The organism is Streptomyces sp. NPDC037126, assembly GCF_055605965.1.
Window position 1 is genome coordinate 151,018 of sequence record NZ_JBVJTD010000007.1, and the last position, 16,270, is coordinate 167,287.

Below are 16,270 nucleotides of genomic sequence, written 5' to 3' on the forward strand. Positions count from 1 at the left end.
GGGCTGGTGGTGGGGAGGGGATCTCAGTGCGTGGGCAGGGCCAGGGCGCCGGTGCCCCGCTTGATCAGCTCGTTGGCGATGATCAGCCGCTGGATCTCGGAGGTGCCCTCCCAGATCCGGTCGACGCGCAGTTCCCGGTACATGCGCTCGACGGGGTAGGTGCGGTCGTAGCCGCGGCCTCCGAAGATCTGCAGACAGCGGTCGGCGACCCGGCCGGCGGCCTCGCTCGCGGCCAGCTTGGCGGTGGAGGCCTTCGCGTGCAGCGTCTTGCGGTCGGTGCCCGGCTGGTCGGCCTCCCAGGCGACCTGATGGGTGTAGGCACGGTTCACGGCGATGTCCACCGCGCAGTCCGCGAGCATGCCCTGGATCAGCTGGTACGAGGAGATCGGCGCCCCGAACTGCTCACGCTCCACCGCCCAGTCACGGGCCAGCTGGAGGGCGCGCTCGGCCGCGCCGACGGTGCGCGCGGCGATCATCAGGCGTTCGTCGGTGAACCATTCCTTGGTCAGCGCGTAGCCCTCGCCGACGCCGCCGAGCACGTCCTCGTCGGCCACGAAGACGTCGGTGAAGGTGAACTCGGGGTGCCCGTTGACCGCTGAGTGCATGAAGTGCGGCACGCGGGTCATCTCCACGCCGGGCGCCGCCTTGTCGACGAAGAAGAGGGTGGGCAGCCGGTCCGGGCCGGCGTCCGCCTGCACCAGCAGGAAGTCGGCGATGTCGCCGCAGGTGACGAACCACTTCTCGCCGTTGAGCAGCCAGCCGCCCTCGGTGCGGGTCGCGGTGGAGGTGCCGGAGGACGGGTCGGATCCCGCGCCCGGCTCGGTGACGGCGAACGCGTCGAACCTCTCGGCCCGGATGACCGGCAGCAGGTACTTCTCGCGCTGCCGCTCGTCGCCGTACGCGAGGACGTTCGCGGGCCGCCAGGGGATGTCCCACAGGCAGTTGGTGACCTTGCCGAACTCCTCCTCCACGATGACCTGGTCGAGGAGGCTGAGGCCGGCTCCGCCCCATTCCGCGGGCATGTTGATGGCGTAGACGCCGGCGTCCATGGCGGCCCGGGTCAGTTCGGTGACGAGCTCCTGCGGCAGCGGGCCGCCGGCCTGCTCGGACTGGTCCTCGTAACGCATCAGCAGGCGCGCGTAGTCGGCGGCTCGGCGCTTGAGATCGGCCTGCTCGGGGGTGTAGCGCATGTCCATGGGGGCCTCTTCGGTCGGGGGTCGGCGGGCGGGGCGGGCCGCTCGGCGGGGGCGGTGCACGGAGGGTGGTCTGCGCAGGGTGGCCTGCGAAGTCGGCGTTCGGCGTTCGGTGTTCGGCGTTCGGCGTTCGGCGTTCGGCCTTCGGCGTTCGGCGTTCGGCGTTCGGCGTTCGGCGTTCGGCGTTCGGCGTTCGGCGTTCGGCGTTCGGCGTTCGGCGTTCGGCGTTCGGCCGGACGGTCAGGCGAGTACGGCCCTGGAGTCCAGGGCGAGCACGCCGTGGGGGCTCACCAGCAGCGGGTTGACCTCGATCTCGGCGATCTCCGGGTGCGCGGCGGCGAACGCGGTGATCGTCTCGACGGCCGCCGCGGCCGCGGCGATGTCCACGGCGGGCTTGCCGCGCACCCCGTCGAACAGGGCGGTGGTGCGCAGTCCGCGCAGCAGCCGCAGGGCGCGGTCCGCGGGAACGGGGGCCAGGGCGAAGGCGACGTCGCGCAGCACCTCGGCCAGCACTCCGCCGAGGCCCACCATGGCGACCGGGCCGAAGCGGGGATCCCGGTTGACGCCGACGATCAGCTCGACGCCGCCGGTCAGGTCGGCCATGGCCTCGACGGAGTAGGAGGAGGCGCCGAGCCGGGCGTGCATCTCGCGGAAGGCGGCGAGCAGTTCACCGGGGCCGGACAGGCCCAGGGCCACACCGCCCGCGTCGGACTTGTGCAGCAGGTGGAGGGCTTTGAGGACGTAGGGTCCGCCGAACTCCTCGGTCGCCGCGAGCAGTTCCGTCTCGTCGTGGACCTCCCGGGCGGCGGGGAAGGCGAGTCCGGCCGCTTCGAGCGCCTGGCGCGTCTCCAGGTAGCCGCTGCGGTGCAGCGGCGCCTCGGGAACCGGGAGGGGCGTGACCCCCGTGCGCGGTGTCCCGGGCACCGTGGCGGCGAGGGCCCGGGCGGCGTCCTCGGTGGCCTCGAAGACCGGGATGCCAGCCGCGGCGAGGGTGCGGCAGCTGGGCGACGCGGGATACATCGACTGCACCACGAGTGGCTTGGCGCTGGCGCGGTGGCGGGCCGCGATGAGCCGCGCCGCCACCTGCTCCCCGTCCGCGAGCGCCGTGCCGCCGCCCCCGAGCCCGCCCTCGGCCGCCGCGTAGCCGCCGAAGTAGCCGGTCATCAGGACGGCGTCGACCTCCTCGGCCGCGAGCAGCGTGGCGACGGTGTCCGCGTACGAGGCCGGGTTCTGCTCGCCCATGCCGGCGAGGTCCACCGGGTTGGCGACGGCCGACTGCTCCCACAGGTCCGCACGGAGGCGGGCGCGGGTCGGCCCGTCGAGTTCGGGCACGGTCAGCCCGGCCGTCTCGACGGCGTCGGCGGCGATGACACCGTGACCGCCGCCGTCCGTGAGCACGGCGACCCGGCGGCCGGCCGCCCTGCGTCCGCCTTCCAGCGCCGCCAGGGCGACGGTGAGTTCGCGGGGGGTGGCGACCAGTTCCACTCCGGCGTCCCGGCAGGCCGCGGCCACCACGTCGGAGGAGGTGGTCAGGGCACCGGTGTGCGACTGGGCGCTGCGCGCGGAGGCGTCCCCGCGTCCGGCGGTGAGCAGCACCACGGGCTTGCCTGCCTCGGCGGCGGCCTCGGCGAAGGCGCGTCCGTCGGCGAAGTCCTCGGCGTAGACCGCGACGGCCCGGGTGCCCTCGTGCCGGGCGCAGTCGGCGAGCAGGTCGACGAGGGTGACGTCGGCCTGGTTCCCCAGGGAGACGAAGCGGGAGAAGCCGAGTCCGTGCGGGCCGAAGCGCAGCTGGAGTTCGAGGGCGAGGTTGCCGCTCTGGCTCAGCAGGGCCACCCCGCCGGGCGCGAAGGTGTCGGAGGCGAGGAAGAGGTCGGTGGTGTTGTCGGCCAGGCCGAGGCAGTTGGGCCCCACCATCACGGCGCCGGCGGCGCGGACGCGTTCGGCGACCACACGCTGGCGGTCCCGGCCCGCCTCGCCGGTCTCGGCGAAGCCGGCGGTGATCGCGACGATCGCCCGGGCCCCGCAGGTCAGGGCCTCGTCGACGGCGGCCTCGAAGCCGGACACCGGCACGGAGATCACGGCGAGGTCGACGGGTTCGCCGAGCGCGCCGAGGCTGGGGGCGGCGGTCCGGCCGAGCACCGTGCCGCCGCGGCGGTTGATCAGGTGGACGGGGCGGCGGCGGCCGTCGGCGCGCAGGGCCTGGGCGGCGATGGCGTGGCCGTACTTGGCCGGGTCGTCGCTGGCTCCCACGACGGCGACGGAGACGGGGTCGAAGAGGGCGGAGAGGTCGCGTCCCATGTCACTTCACCAGCCGCAGCGCGGAGTTGGGGCAGGCGGCGACGGCGGCCTCGGCGGCGGCCTCGGCTCCTTGCGGCACCTCGGCCGCGCGCACCTGCGCGTAGCCCCACTCGTCGAGGTCGATCAGTTCCGGGGCGGGTTCCTGGCACAGGCCGTAGCCCTGGCAGCGGGTGGAGTCCAGCAGGAGTTTCATGGGGCGGTCCTTTCGGGGTGGCGGCGCTGCGCGGGAGGGGCGCGGGGTGGGAAGGAGGGGCGGTCAGGGCACGGGCACCGTGAAGCGGCGCCCGTCCTCCGGTGCCGGTCGTGCGCAGGCGGGGCAGGCGGAGCCGCGGTGGGCGTCGACCCGGTCGGAGAAGTGGACGAGGAGGGTGCCGACGATGCGGGCGGCGGCGTCGAGGAGTCCGCAGGCGCCGCGGCCGGGCAGTTGCCTCGCCCAGCGGTCCAGCCTGGCGGTCGTGTCGTCGTCCGCGTCGCCGCGCGCGACGGCGCCGAGGGTTGTGGCGAGCGCGCCCGTGCCGGAGACGCACACCCCGCACTGCCGGGCGCTCTGTGCGGCGAGGTAGGCGGCGGCCTCGGTGGCCACGGCGACGGGGCAGTCGTCGGGGTGCAGGAAGTGCAGGGCTCCGCAGCCGAGGGCGCCGCCGGCTGCCTTCAGGCCGTCGTGGTCGAGGGTGAGGTCCGTCCAGCCCGCGCCGTGCAGGCCTCCGAACAGGCCACCGAGCAGGACCGCCTCGGCGCCGCCGTGCCCGCACAGGCCGGCGATGTCCTTGAGGTAGGTCCCGGAGGGCACCTCGACCAGTGCGCTGACGCCACCGGTGGCGGGGACGGCCCCCGCCCGCGTTCCGGACGCCGAGAGGGTCACGAGGTGGGCGTCGGCGACGGTGCCGGCCGCGTCGGGACGCGAGTGGATCACCGCGATGCGGGCCAGCGTCTCCACGTTGGCGACGAGGGTGGGCGCCCCGCCGACCCCGCTCTCGAACGGCCGCGGCGGCTTCGAGCGGGGCAGGGCCGGGCCTCCGTCGATGCGCCGCACGACCGCCGTCTCCTCGCCCGCGACGTAGGTGTGCTCGGTTTGGACGACGTCGACGGGCAGGTCGGCGGGGCGCTCGGCGAGCGCCGTGCGCACGGCCCGCTCGGCGGGTGCGTCGGAGAGGTACACGCAGCCGCGCTCGGCACCGGTGAGGGCGGCGGCCAGCCTGAGGCCGTCCAGGACGACGTGCGGCCGGTGCCGCAGCAGCCAGCGGTCCTTGACGGAACCCGGCTCCCCTTCCTCGCCGTTGGCGACGACGACGCCGGGGCGGCCGGCGTCGCGGACGGCACGGAGCTTGACGGCGGCCGGGAAGCCGGCCCCGCCGCGGCCACGCAGTCCCACGGCGGCGATCCGGTCGAGGAGCCGGTCGGGGGAGCGCAGGGGGGCGTAGCCGCCGGTGGCGAGGTACCCGGCGAGGTCCTCGTCGCCGGACAGGCCGGTGCCGAAGGCCGGCGGGACGAGCAGGCCGTGCCGTCCCTCGGGGAGGAACGAGAAGACGCCGGTCATGCGGTGCTCCTGGGGTCGCGGTGGCCGGAGGGCGCGAGGCCGTCGCGGTCTCTCAGGCGGGCCAGCGCCTGTTCGAGTTCGCGTCGCTGCCGGGCGGTGCGTGCGTAGCCCGGCCCGGGCAGGCCGATCAGCATGCGGTGGTGGTCGAGTACGACCTCGCCCGCCACCAGCGCCGCCCGCGGGTCGGCGGCCGGGACCCCGGCCGCGGCCCCGACGACCAGGTCGGTGACCTCGCGGAGGTAGCGCAGCCAGCCGCGGTGCGTGCCGCGCAGCACCAGGCGCTCGACGCGGTGCCGCTCGGCGGCGACGAGGGCCGCCGGCGGGCGGCCCGCGGTGGTCCGCAGGGCCGCGACGGCGGCGGGCAGTTCCTGTTCGGGCTCCGGCGTGAGGCCGAGCCATACGAGGCTTCGGCGTGCGCTCATGCGTGCCTCCGGGGTCGCTCCGGCTCCGGGTGGACCGGAGCCGGGGTGGCGCGGCGATGGCGTGGACGGGGTCGCTCCGGCGCCGTGGGAAGAGGGGCGGGGAGCGGTGCGGGGTGCCCGGCGGGAACCGGGCACGGCGTGGACGGGACGTGTCCTGATCGGTGCGCGATGTGCGGCGGGGGTCGCGCACCGGCGGGACCTGGGCGGCCGGATCCGGTCGCCCAGGTGTGGCGCGGACGGGGTCCGCGGGCTCGCGGAGTGAGCCGGGGCGGGCGTCTGCGGGCCCTGGTCATCCGCCTGCCCCGACACTAACTAACTAATTAGTCAGCCCACAAGTCTTGACTTGGCCCCACCGCGGTCCCACTCTGACTAACCAATTAGTCAGCCGGATCGCGGCGGGCCGTAACCCCGCCTGCCGTCCGTTCCGCGCACGCCTCACCGCCCATCGCCGCCGCCGCGGCGCGGAGGAGGACCCAATGAACCCCCCGACCACGCGGGAAGCCGCCCCTGCCGCCGCCCCACCGGGGCCGCCGGCCGAACATCCCGGGGAAGCGCTGCCCGCCCGCTACTACACGGATCCGGCCCTCGCCGAGGCCGAGACCGAACGCATCTTCGCCAAGTCCTGGCAGCTCGTCTGCCACGAGTCCGACCTCCCCGGCCCCGGCGCGCGGCTCACCGCGACCGTCGCCGGCCGGGAGGTACTGGTCGTCCGCACCGAGGACGGCGCTCTCGCCGCCCACCTCAACGTCTGCCGGCACCGCGGCACCCGGCTGGTCAGCGCGCCCGAGCCCTCCGGCAAGGCGATCCGCTGCCCGTACCACGGCTGGACCTACAAGCTGGACGGACGTCTCGTCGGCGCCCCCGAGGCGCGCCGGATCCCCTGCCTGGACAAGCCCAGGCTGGGGCTGCACCCGGTCAACGTGGAGTCCTTCCTGGGGTTCGTCTTCGTCAACCTCGACATGGAGGCGACCCCCCTCGCCAAGAGCTGCGCCGGTCTCGCCGAGGCCGTCGGCCACTACGCGGGGCCCGGCCTCGTCCCCGTCGGCAAGCACCGCATCCACGACCAGGCGGGCGGCGAGGAGCAGAACGCCAACTGGAAGGTGATCGTCGACAACTACCTCGAGGGCTACCACGTCCCCGTGGCGCACCCGGCGCTGATGCGGCTGCTGGACTACCAGGCGTACACCGTGGACGTACAGGAGGACTACGTCCTGTTCGAGTCACCGCTGCGGGACAAGCCCTCCTCGAACTGGACGGAACGGCTCTACCAGCGGCTGGCGACCCCCATGCCGGGCCTCGCCGAGGCCGACCGGCGCGTATGGCGGTACGCCGTGATCTACCCGAACACGCTCATCGACTTCTACCCTGACCACGTGCTCGCGTGGACCGCCCTGCCCACCGCCCAGGACCGGGCGGCGATCCCCGGCGCGTTCTACACCAAGCACGGCGAGAGCGTGCGCACCCGGCTGGCCCGCCGGCTGAACATCCACATCGGCTGGGTCACCAACGACGAGGACGCCGAGCTGGTGGAGCGCGTGCAGGCCGGCCTGACCACGCCCGGCTTCGAGCCGGGGCCGCTCTCGCAGCGCGAGGCCGCCGTCGGCTGGTTCGCCCGCCGGGTCCGCGACGACCTGGAGGGGGCCACACCGTGACGTCCTCCTCCCCCGCGCCGTACGCCGCCCGGACCGGGTTACCCCTCCCCCGCTGACGCACGTTCGCACCCTCCCCAGACCGGTCCTTCCTACGGAGTCAGGGCCTCCGTGAGCCGACCAGCCGGTCCAGCCCTGGAGTTGTGCCGTTCCTCGACGGAGAGGACGTTCCGTGTCCCCCGAGGTACCACCACCGACCCGACGCGCCCTGCTGCGCGCGGGCGCCGGCGGCCTGCTCGGCGCCGCGGTCGGCGGCTGCGGGTTCATGCCCGCCAGAACCCCCGACGCCCAGCAGCTCGCCCCCGTCACAGCACGCGTCGACGGCGATCTCGTCTACTTCAACTGGGCCGACTACGTCGACCCGTCCGTTTTCAGGGGATTCGAGAAGGAGTACGGCGTCAAGGTCATCCAGTCGAACTTCGACTCGATGGAAGGCATGGTCGCCAAGCTCAACGCAGGCAACCGCTACGACGTCGTCTTCCCGACCGCCAAATGGGCCCAGCGCCTGGTGCGCGGCGGCCGGCTGCGTCGCATCGACCACTCCCAGCTCCCCAACGCGCACGCCATATTCGGCGCCTACAGGTACTTCGCCGATCCCTGGTACGACCCGGGCTCCGCGCACACCGTGCCCTTCACCGCGTACAAGACCGGCATCGGCTGGCGGCGCGACCGGATCGGCGAGCTGACGGGCTCCTGGCGCGACCTGTGGAGCGACCGGGCCGAGGGCAAGGTCTTCCTGCTGGACGACCGCGACGAGGTCCTCGGCATGGGCGCCCTCGAACTCGGCCTGGGCGTCAGCACCGGCGACCGCCACGACCTCGACCGCATCACCTCCCTGCTGGGCACCCTGCGCCCCCGGCTGCGCGGCTTCTCCAGCGACAGCTACAACAACCTCCTCAACGGCAACGCGGTCATGACCCAGGCCTGGAGCGGCGACATGGCCGCCATGCTGAACCAGGCCAAGGACCCCTCGGTGTTCGGCTTCGAGGCCCCCAAGGAGGGCACGCCGATCAACTCCGACTGCTACGCCATCCCCTGGAACGCCCCCCACCCCGGGACCGCGATGCTGTTCATCGACTACATGCTCCGGCCGGAGAACGCGAAGAAGAACATCGAGTACATCGGTTACCCGATGCCGATCGCCGGCACCGAGAAGACGTACGCCGAGCTGGTCAAGCCCTTCCCCGAGTGCCTCGTCACCGAGGACGACCTGAAGGCCGACCTGTTCTTCCGCAACGGCAGCCGCGCGGCGGAGGACGCCCGCGACACCGCCTGGACCCATGTGAAGGCGGGCTGACATGGCGCTGCTCCGCTCCCCCTCCCGCCCCCGCCGGCGCCGCGCCGACGGCGACCGCATATGGACCTGGCTGATGCTGCCGGGCACCCTGTGGATGACCGGGTTCCTGATCGCCTCGCTGGTCCTGGTCGCCGTGCTCGCCGTGGGCACCACCGACGACCTCGGCAACCCGCGCTTCGGCTTCGACCTGTCCGGCGTGCGCGCCCTGGCCGACCCCGCCTACACCGAGGTCCTGGCCCGCTCGCTCGGCTACGCCCTGCTGACCTGCGTGATCTGCCTGCTGATCGCCTACCCGGTGGCCTACACCATCGCCCTGCACGGCGGCCGGTACAAGCACGCGCTGATCGCCGCGATCGTGGTGCCGTTCTTCGCGAACTACCTCGTCCGCATGTACGGCTGGTCGGTGGTGCTCTCCGACGACGGACCGGTGCTGCGCGCCCTGCGCGCGGTGGGTCTCGCCGACGGCAACACCAAGATCCTCAACACCGGCGTCGGTGTGGTCGCGGGACTCGTCTACGGTTTCGTGGTCTTCATGATCATCCCGCTGTACGCCGCCCTGGAACGGCTCGACGTCTCCCTCATCGAGGCCGGCCGCGACCTGTACGGCGGCCCGGTCCGCACCTTCTTCTTCGTCACCCTGCCCGCCACCCGGCAGGGCGCGGCGGCCGGGCTGGTCCTGGTCTTCCTGCCCGCCATGGGCGACTTCGTCAGCGCGCAGCTCATGGGAGGACCGGACCAGATCATGATCGGCAACCTCATCCAGGACAAGTTCTTCCAGGGCCAGAACTGGCCGCTCGGCTCGGCGCTCACGATGCTGCTGATGCTGGTGCTGCTGATCGGGATGTTCGGCTATCTGCGCCGCACCCGCAAGGACGAGGCGGAGGCCCGCCGATGACCCTGCTCAAGCTGCCCTCCGCCACCGCCCCGGCCCGTCCGGCCGCCCGCAGCCGCGCACGACGCGGCCGGGCCGACCGCAGGCCCCGCGTCCTGATCGCCGTCACCGCGGTGTTCTTCGGGCTGCTCTACCTGCCCATCGCCGTCGTCGCCCTGTTCTCCTTCAACTCCAAGAAGTCCCTGACCGTCTTCGGCGGGTTCAGCCTGCGCTGGTACCGCGCCTTCGTCCACGACGACGTGCTGCTCTCCTCCCTCGGCACCAGCCTGCGGATCTCCCTGGTGGCGATGGCCGGTTCCGTCGTCCTCGGCGTGGCGCTCGCGCTCGGCCTGGTCCGCTGCCGCACCCGGCTCGGCTCGCTCGCCGGCCTGGTCATGCTGGTCCCGCTGATCACACCCGAGATCGTCACCGGCGTCGCCTCGATGCTGCTCTTCAAGGGCCTCGGCATCGCCCTGTCCACCGGCACGGTGATGCTCGCCGAGATCACCTTCTCCATCTCCTACGTCACCGTCATCCTCCGCTCCCGGGTCGCCGCGCTGAACCCGGAGGTGGAGGAGGCCGCCATGGACCTCGGCGCCACCCGCTGGCAGGCGGTGCGCCTGGTCACCCTGCCCGCCCTGCTGCCCGCTGTACTCGCCAGCGCCGTGCTGATCTTCGCTCTGGTCTTCGACGACTTCGTCCTCGCCTACTTCACCACCGGCGTCGACCCCCAGCCGCTGTCGGTGCGGATCTACTCGGCGATCCGCTTCGGAGTGCAGCCGACCATCAACGCCGTCGGCACCCTCATGCTCGCGGGCTCGATCGTGCTGATCGCCCTGGCCCTCTTCATCCCGCGCCTCTTCGGCCGCCGCGGCGGCCTCGACATCCTCTCCGGGGAGTGACCCATGGACGCGATCCCTGCCGTCCGCCTCGACGGCGTCTCCAAGCAGTTCGCGGACTCCTACGCCGTCCACCGCCTCGACCTCGACATCGAGGCCGGCCACTTCTTCTCCCTGCTGGGCCCCTCCGGCTGCGGCAAGACCACCTCGCTGCGCATGATCGGCGGGTTCAGCGACCCTACCGAGGGCTCGGTGCTGCTCGCCGGGGAGGACGTGACCGCGCTGCCGCCGAACCGGCGCAACGTCAACACGGTCTTCCAGAGCTACGCGCTCTTCGACCACCTCAGCGTCGCCGACAACGTCGCCTTCGGCCTCAAGCGCAAGGGCGTCGACAAGGCGGAGACACGGCAGCGCGTCGGCGAGATGCTGGAGCTGGTCCAGCTCGCCGGCCTCGCCGACCGCAGGCCCCGCACCCTCTCCGGCGGCCAGCGCCAGCGCGTCGCCCTGGCCCGCGCGCTCGTCAACCGTCCGGCCGTGCTGCTCCTCGACGAGCCGCTGGCCGCCCTCGACCTGAAGCTGCGCCGCCAGATGCAGGTGGAGCTGAAGCAGATCCAGCGCGAGGTCGGCATCACCTTCGTCTTCGTCACCCACGACCAGGACGAGGCGCTGACCATGTCCGACCGGATCGCCGTGATGAACGAGGGACGCATCGAGCAGTGCGGCACCCCCGAGGACGTCTACGAGCACCCCGCCAGCCGCTTCGTGGCCTCCTTCATGGGCACCTCCAACCTGATGACCGGCACCTACCGGGGCGGCGAGGTCGCCCTGGACCAGGGCCCCGCCCTGCCCGTCGGCCGCCGCGGCGGCATCGCGGACGGCACCTCGGTCAGCGTGTCCGTGCGGCCCGAGAAGATCTGGCTGTCCGAATTCGAACCGGGCATGTCGGTGCTGAACGGCGTGATCCGCGAGACCGTCTACAGCGGCCCCACCACGACCTATCTGATCGAACTCGCCCCCGGCGTCACGTTGTCGGTGCTGGAGCAGAACACCGACCGCGCCCGCATGGAGGACCGCTGGAGCGGCGGCGAGACGGTGGAGTTCGGCTGGCGGCCGGAGCACTGCCTGGTCCTGGCCTGACCCCACCCCACGACGAAAGCGAATGCGATGCATCACGACGTGATCGTGCTCGGCGCGGGTCTCGCCGGCCTCGCCGCCGCCCGGGACCTCGCCGCCGCCGGCACCGACGTGCTCGTCCTGGAGGCCCGGGACCGCGTCGGCGGCCGGGTCGAGCAGACCCGCACCCCCGACGGCCGTACCGTCCAGCTCGGCGGCGAGGTGGTGGGCCACGCCCACACCGCCTACCTGCAACTCGCCAAGGAACTCGGCCTGTCGCTGGTCCCCAGCTATGTCGCCGAGCCCGGCCGTATCACCCGTTCCACCCCCGAGGGCCGCTCGGCCGGCGACCCACCGCACTGGTTCGGCCCCGGTGACACGGCCCTGCACGAACGACTCGGCCGCGAGTTCTCCGCACTCGCCGCCACGGTCGACCCCGACGACCCCTGGTCGCACCCGGAGGCGGCCGCCCTGGACCGGCTGTCCGTGTCCGGCTGGCTGCGCTCCCGGCACGCCACGCCCGCGGTGGTACGGCTCTGGGAGATCGGCCAACTGGGCCTGTCGGGAGGCTCGTACGAGCGGATCTCGCTGCTGTCCGCGCTGCGCAAGAGCGCGGCGGTGCCCGGGGAGGGCGACTACGACTACGACGACTGGGAGGGACTGCGGCTGGCGGAGGGGTCGGCGACGCTCGCCGAGGTGATGGGCCGCGAGCTGGGCCCGCGCATCCGCCTCGGCTCGCCCGTCGCCGCGCTCGACGTCCGCCCCGGGCACTGCACCGTGCGCCTGGTCACCGGGGAGGTCCTCACCGCGGGTGCCGTGGTGAGCGCCCTGCCGGTGGGGCCGCTGAGGTCGGTCACCGTCACCGGTGTGAGCGACGCCCGCCTCGGGTCGCTGCACCGCCAACGGCAGGCGACGGCCGCCAAGTTCGCCGCCGTGTACGACCGTCCCTTCTGGCGGTCCGCGGGGCTCGACGGGCTGTCCGAGGCCGAGGGTGTCCTCGGCAGCACCTGGCCGCAGAACGAGGGCGTGCTGTCCGCACTGGTCCCGCCGGAGCGCTACGGCGTCCTGCTGGGCACCCCGCCACAGCGGCGCACCCCGGAGCTTCTCGCGGAGATCGCCGCGATGTTCGGCGACGAGGCACTGCGCCCGTCCTCCTGCCACCTGCGGCTGTGGGGCACCGACCCGTGGACCCAGGGTTACGTCACCCAGTGGCCCCCCGGTGAGGTCATGGCGGTCGGCCCGCTGCACGGCACGCACGAACCGCCCTTCTACGTCTGCGGCTCCGACCAGTGGGTCGCCGGATACATGGAGGGCGCGGTCCGCACCGGCCGCGCCGCCGCCGAGGAGGCACTGCGCCGTGGCTGACCACTCCCGCCCCAACCACATCGACGGCAAGGACGTACCGGCCGCCTCCGGGGCCACCCTGCGGCTGATCGACCCGGCCACCGGACTCCCCCACGGCACGGCCCCGCTCTCCGGCCCCGAGGACGTGGACTCCGCCTGCCGGGCGGCACGGGACGCCCTCGACGGCTGGTCGGCCACGACACCGGGGCAGCGTCAGTCCGCACTGCTGCGCATCGCCGACGCCCTGGAACGGGAGGCGGACGCCCTCGCGGACGCCGAGGTGACCGACACGGGCAAGCCACGCGCCCTGTTCCTCGGGGACGAACTGCCCGCGATCGTGGACGTGCTCCGGTACTTCGCGGGAGCCGCCCGGAACCTGCCGGGCGCCGCGGCCGCCGAGTACACCCCGGGCCGCACCTCCGTGCTGCGCCGCGAATCGGTCGGCGTCTGCGCCCAGATCACCCCGTGGAACTACCCGCTGATGATGGCCGTCTGGAAGGTCGCCCCCGCGCTGGCCGCCGGCAACACCGTCGTCCTCAAACCGTCCGACACCACCCCCTCATCCGCCACCCTGCTGGCCCGGCTGGCCGCGGAGCACCTGCCGCCCGGCGTCCTCAACGTCGTGTGCGGCGACCGGGACACCGGGCGCCTGCTCGTCGCCCACCCCGACGTCCGGCTGGTCGCCGTCACCGGCAGCGTCCGCGCGGGACAGGAGATCGCCGCCGCCGCGGCGGCCGACCTCAAGCGGCTCCATCTCGAACTCGGCGGCAACGCCCCCGTGCTGATCCACGAGGACGCCGATCTCGACGACGCGGTCGAGCAGTTGTCGTACCTGTCCTTCTACAACGCGGGGCAGGACTGCACGGCCGCGAGCCGGATCCTCGTCCACCGACGGATCCACGACGCCTTCGTGGAGGCGTTCGCCGCCAGGGCCGCGCAGCGCGTGCCCGGCGGCGCGGGCGACGGGCACGCCGACTTCGGGCCGCTCGCCAGTGCGGCCCAACTCGACTCCGTGTGCGGCATGCTGGAGCGCCTCCCCGCCCACGCCGAGGTCGTCACCGGGGGCTCGGCCCTGGCTCGGCCCGGCTACTTCCACGAGGCCACGGTGGTGACCGGGGTACGGCAGGAGGACGAGATCGTACGGAGCGAGGTGTTCGGGCCGGTCGTCACGGTCCAGCCCTTCGCCGACGAGGCCGAGGCCCTCCGCATGGCCGACGCCGTGCCCCAGGGGCTCGCCGCGAGTGTGTGGACCCGGGACCACGACCGGGCCATGCGCGCGAGCCGGGCCCTGCACACGGGCATCGTCTGGGTCAACACGCACGGCACGACCGTCTCGGAGATGCCGCACGGCGGTGTGCGGCACTCCGGCTACGGGAGCGATCTGTCCCTCGCCGGTCTGCTCGACTACACCCAGGTCAAGCACGTGATGCTGTGACGACGCCACTGCCCCGGCCCGCCGAGCGGACCGGGGCGGAAGGCGAGTGCGATCAGGCCGGTGCGGATTCCAGGAGCTTCTTGAGGGTGGCCAGTTCGGTGTCGACCAGGTCCGTCTGCTCCTTGAAGAAGGAGTCGGAGAACGCGGGCGGCTGACGGAACGTCATCATGAACTCGGCTCCGTCCCCGTTGGGGAGCACCCGGGCCGGCACCCGCCAGGCGGCGGCCTCGTCGACGAACTCGTGGTCGAGGATGCCGAACTCGGCGTTGGCGTGCATCCGCAGCCTGGCCGGGCCGAGCGGGGTGGACATGCGCCACCAGTCGGGGTCGTCGGTGGGCTCGATCGACCGGACGTTGACCACGGCCCATGCCGGCCAGTTCGCGGGATCGGCCAGGAAGGCGAAGACCTTCTCGTACGGGCAGTCGATGCTGACGGACTTGGTGATGGAGGGTTCGATGCTCATCGCGCTCTTCTCTCAGGGGTTTTCGGGCGGTGCCGTGGGATGGGTCGCGCCCACCAGCCGCCGGATCCACTCCTCCAGCTGCCGCCGCTGACCGGCGTCGAGCGAGCCGAAGTAGTGGGCGTCGTTGCGGTCGGCGATGCCGGCCAGTTCCGGTACGAGGGCCTGTCCCTGGTCGGTCAGCACGAGCCGGACCGTGCGCCGGGAGGCGGGGTCGGGCTCGCGGCGCACCAGGCCCTTGGCCGCGAGGCGGTCGACCAGGCGGGACACGGCCCCCGGATCGATGTCCATGTGCGCCGCCACGGCCTTGGTGGTGTCGTGGCCGTGGAAGACACTGATCATCACGCCCCACTGGGAGACGGTGACGTCGTGCCGGCCGAGTTCGTCCTCGAACCGGCCGTGGACCTCGTCGGACAGCCGGCGAAGCCAGTAGCCGAGGTGGTCGTGGAGTCCGCTTGCCCTGTTCACACATCCATCATCATTGTCGCGACAACTCTTGTCAAGGCAATCAATTGTTCCCGAGGCGACTTCCCCCGGGTGAGCGGCGGCCGCTACCGGAGCGCCGAGACGGGTGGACGCTCCCGCAGCGCGCCGTAGGCGATGAAGTAGGCGGGCAGGCGGCGCACCCGGCGCGACCCGGCGAGCAGGCGGGCGACGCGCCGGGCCCGGTCCGCGCTACCGAGGGGCGGCAGGCCCTGGAGGACGGGTGCGATGACGCGGGCATGGGCCATCCGCTGCAGCGTCTGGGTGGCGACCGTGGTGGGACGACGGCGGCGCTGCACCCGGCACACGTCGCGCGGGCGGACGGCACCGCGCCGCAGCGGCCCGGCGAGGTGGCGGGCGGTGGCCACGGCGTCCTGCACGGCGAGGTTGATCCCGATGCCGAACACCGGGGACATCGCGTGCGCCGCGTCGCCGATGCACAGCAGCCCGGGCCGCTGCCAGCGGCGCAGCCGGTCCAGGCGCACGTCGAGGAGTTTGACCTCGTCCCACGAGGACAGGGCGTGGGCGCGGTCGGCGAGCCAGGGGACGGCGGTGGTGAAGTCGGCCAGGAAGCGGTCCAGGCCGGCGGCGCGACGGCTGCCGTCGCTGCCCTTGGGGATGAGCGCGGCGCACTGCCAGTAGTCGCCGCGGTCGATCAGCGCGGCGACGAAGCGCTCACCGGCGCCGCCGACGAGTCCGCGCGGGTCGCCCGCGTGCCGCGGCAGGCGGAACCACCAGGCGTCCATCGGGCAGTCGAAGCGGTGCAGACCCAGTTCGGGCCGGGTACGGGCCAGCGACCCCCGGCCGTCGCAGGCCACGGTGAGCAGGGCGCGCAGTTCGCCGGTGCGGCCGTCGGCGGTCCGGTACCGCACGCCGGTCACCCGGCCCGACTCGACCAGGAAGGAGGTCGCCTCCGTATCCATCCGCAGCTGGAAGGACGGCTCCCGCCGGGCCTCGTCGGCCAGCAGGTCCAGCAGGTCCCACTGGGGCACCATCGCCACGTAGTTGTAGGGCCCGCGCAGCACCGAGAGGTCCGCGACCGTGACCGTCGAGCGGCCGGCGCCGACCGGCAGCTGGACGGTGCGCACCCGGCGCTGCGGCAGCCGGGCGAAGCGCTCGGCCAGGCCCAGGTCGTCCAGCAGCGCCAGGGTGGAGGGGTGGACGGTGTCGCCGCGGAAGTCGCGCAGGAAGTCGCCGTGCTTCTCCAGCACCGTCACCGCGACGCCGGCCCGGGCCAGCAGCAGGGCGAGCACCATGCCCGCGGGTCCGCCGCCCACCACACAGCAGGTGGTCTTCTCCATGACGGTCCCGCCCTTCACGAGAGCAGTG

15 protein-coding genes are annotated in these 16,270 nt (G+C 73.3%); 7 read left to right on the forward strand and 8 right to left on the reverse strand.

Features of this window, described 5'->3' with window-relative positions; genetic code table 11:
• Nucleotides 1-23 precede the first annotated feature (23 nt).
• From ACZ7FF_RS18275 to ACZ7FF_RS18295, 5 genes are all read right to left on the reverse strand, one after another.
• Nucleotides 24-1,196 (reverse strand): acyl-CoA dehydrogenase family protein, encoded by a 1,173-nt coding sequence (locus ACZ7FF_RS18275; protein WP_470813230.1) that lies wholly within the window; start codon nt 1,194-1,196, stop codon nt 24-26.
• 237 nt (nt 1,197-1,433) lie between these two features.
• Entirely contained in the window at nt 1,434-3,491 is a 2,058-nt protein-coding gene (locus ACZ7FF_RS18280; RefSeq protein WP_470813231.1) for an acetate--CoA ligase family protein, read from the reverse strand.
• Between the two features lies 1 nt (nt 3,492).
• The gene (locus ACZ7FF_RS18285) at nt 3,493-3,684 is read right to left on the reverse strand and encodes a ferredoxin (protein ID WP_470813232.1); all 192 of its coding nucleotides are present in this window, start codon (nt 3,682-3,684) and stop codon (nt 3,493-3,495) included.
• A gap of 63 nt (nt 3,685-3,747) precedes the next feature.
• Nucleotides 3,748-5,028 (reverse strand): NADH-ubiquinone oxidoreductase-F iron-sulfur binding region domain-containing protein, encoded by a 1,281-nt coding sequence (locus tag ACZ7FF_RS18290; RefSeq protein ID WP_470813233.1) that lies wholly within the window; start codon nt 5,026-5,028, stop codon nt 3,748-3,750.
• A complete protein-coding gene (locus tag ACZ7FF_RS18295) occupies nt 5,025-5,450 on the reverse strand; it encodes a hypothetical protein (RefSeq protein ID WP_470813234.1) in 426 nt (141 codons plus the stop codon). The genes ACZ7FF_RS18290 and ACZ7FF_RS18295 overlap by 4 nt, the downstream gene beginning before the upstream one ends.
• A gap of 476 nt (nt 5,451-5,926) precedes the next feature.
• On the opposite strand from ACZ7FF_RS18295, the gene ACZ7FF_RS18300 reads away from it, so the two are divergent.
• The 7 genes from ACZ7FF_RS18300 (at nt 5,927) to ACZ7FF_RS18330 (ending at nt 13,998) form a co-directional block, all read left to right on the forward strand.
• Complete coding sequence (locus ACZ7FF_RS18300) at nt 5,927-7,102, forward strand: aromatic ring-hydroxylating oxygenase subunit alpha (RefSeq protein ID WP_470813235.1); 1,176 nt, start codon at nt 5,927-5,929, stop codon at nt 7,100-7,102.
• A gap of 169 nt (nt 7,103-7,271) precedes the next feature.
• Nucleotides 7,272-8,396, forward strand: coding sequence for a polyamine ABC transporter substrate-binding protein (locus ACZ7FF_RS18305; RefSeq protein WP_470813236.1), 1,125 nt, complete (start codon nt 7,272-7,274; stop codon nt 8,394-8,396).
• Between the two features lies 1 nt (nt 8,397).
• Nucleotides 8,398-9,291: an ABC transporter permease gene (locus ACZ7FF_RS18310; protein WP_470813237.1), complete on the forward strand. Its 894-nt coding sequence runs from the start codon at nt 8,398-8,400 to the stop codon at nt 9,289-9,291.
• Nucleotides 9,288-10,169, forward strand: a complete 882-nt coding sequence (locus ACZ7FF_RS18315) for an ABC transporter permease (RefSeq protein ID WP_470813238.1) — start codon at nt 9,288-9,290, stop codon at nt 10,167-10,169. Before ACZ7FF_RS18310 ends, ACZ7FF_RS18315 begins: the two co-directional genes overlap by 4 nt.
• A gap of 3 nt (nt 10,170-10,172) precedes the next feature.
• Complete coding sequence (locus tag ACZ7FF_RS18320; RefSeq protein ID WP_470813239.1) at nt 10,173-11,243, forward strand: ABC transporter ATP-binding protein; 1,071 nt, start codon at nt 10,173-10,175, stop codon at nt 11,241-11,243.
• Between the two features lie 27 nt (nt 11,244-11,270).
• A complete protein-coding gene (locus ACZ7FF_RS18325) occupies nt 11,271-12,584 on the forward strand; it encodes a flavin monoamine oxidase family protein (protein ID WP_470813240.1) in 1,314 nt (437 codons plus the stop codon).
• Nucleotides 12,577-13,998, forward strand: a complete 1,422-nt coding sequence (locus tag ACZ7FF_RS18330) for an aminobutyraldehyde dehydrogenase (protein ID WP_470813241.1) — start codon at nt 12,577-12,579, stop codon at nt 13,996-13,998. The genes ACZ7FF_RS18325 and ACZ7FF_RS18330 overlap by 8 nt, the downstream gene beginning before the upstream one ends.
• Before the next feature lie 52 nt (nt 13,999-14,050).
• Here ACZ7FF_RS18330 and ACZ7FF_RS18335 read toward each other — a convergent pair whose 3' ends face one another.
• The 3 genes from ACZ7FF_RS18335 to ACZ7FF_RS18345 all read right to left on the reverse strand — a co-directional run bounded on the left by ACZ7FF_RS18335 (nt 14,051) and on the right by ACZ7FF_RS18345 (nt 16,242).
• Complete coding sequence (locus tag ACZ7FF_RS18335; RefSeq protein WP_470813242.1) at nt 14,051-14,461, reverse strand: SRPBCC family protein; 411 nt, start codon at nt 14,459-14,461, stop codon at nt 14,051-14,053.
• Nucleotides 14,462-14,473: 12 nt separating this feature from the next.
• The gene (locus tag ACZ7FF_RS18340; RefSeq protein ID WP_470813243.1) at nt 14,474-14,926 is read right to left on the reverse strand and encodes a MarR family winged helix-turn-helix transcriptional regulator; all 453 of its coding nucleotides are present in this window, start codon (nt 14,924-14,926) and stop codon (nt 14,474-14,476) included.
• Between the two features lie 83 nt (nt 14,927-15,009).
• On the reverse strand, nt 15,010-16,242 hold the full coding sequence (locus ACZ7FF_RS18345) for an FAD-dependent oxidoreductase (RefSeq protein WP_470813244.1): 1,233 nt from the start codon (nt 16,240-16,242) through the stop codon (nt 15,010-15,012).
• Nucleotides 16,243-16,270: the final 28 nt, after the last annotated feature.

What these genes read in the sequence shown, in the direction of transcription:
- ACZ7FF_RS18325 (WP_470813240.1), top strand. Translation starts at nt 11,271, where the DNA reads ATGCATCACGACGTGATCGTGCTCGGCGCGGGTCTCGCCGGCCTCGCC.
- ACZ7FF_RS18295 (WP_470813234.1), bottom strand. Translation starts at nt 5,450, where the DNA reads ATGAGCGCACGCCGAAGCCTCGTATGGCTCGGCCTCACGCCGGAGCCC.
- ACZ7FF_RS18275 (WP_470813230.1), bottom strand. Translation starts at nt 1,196, where the DNA reads ATGGACATGCGCTACACCCCCGAGCAGGCCGATCTCAAGCGCCGAGCC.
- ACZ7FF_RS18310 (WP_470813237.1), top strand. Translation starts at nt 8,398, where the DNA reads ATGGCGCTGCTCCGCTCCCCCTCCCGCCCCCGCCGGCGCCGCGCCGAC.
- ACZ7FF_RS18320 (WP_470813239.1), top strand. Translation starts at nt 10,173, where the DNA reads ATGGACGCGATCCCTGCCGTCCGCCTCGACGGCGTCTCCAAGCAGTTC.
- ACZ7FF_RS18315 (WP_470813238.1), top strand. Translation starts at nt 9,288, where the DNA reads ATGACCCTGCTCAAGCTGCCCTCCGCCACCGCCCCGGCCCGTCCGGCC.
- ACZ7FF_RS18280 (WP_470813231.1), bottom strand. Translation starts at nt 3,491, where the DNA reads ATGGGACGCGACCTCTCCGCCCTCTTCGACCCCGTCTCCGTCGCCGTC.
- ACZ7FF_RS18285 (WP_470813232.1), bottom strand. Translation starts at nt 3,684, where the DNA reads ATGAAACTCCTGCTGGACTCCACCCGCTGCCAGGGCTACGGCCTGTGC.
- ACZ7FF_RS18300 (WP_470813235.1), top strand. Translation starts at nt 5,927, where the DNA reads ATGAACCCCCCGACCACGCGGGAAGCCGCCCCTGCCGCCGCCCCACCG.
- ACZ7FF_RS18345 (WP_470813244.1), bottom strand. Translation starts at nt 16,242, where the DNA reads ATGGAGAAGACCACCTGCTGTGTGGTGGGCGGCGGACCCGCGGGCATG.
- ACZ7FF_RS18335 (WP_470813242.1), bottom strand. Translation starts at nt 14,461, where the DNA reads ATGAGCATCGAACCCTCCATCACCAAGTCCGTCAGCATCGACTGCCCG.
- ACZ7FF_RS18290 (WP_470813233.1), bottom strand. Translation starts at nt 5,028, where the DNA reads ATGACCGGCGTCTTCTCGTTCCTCCCCGAGGGACGGCACGGCCTGCTC.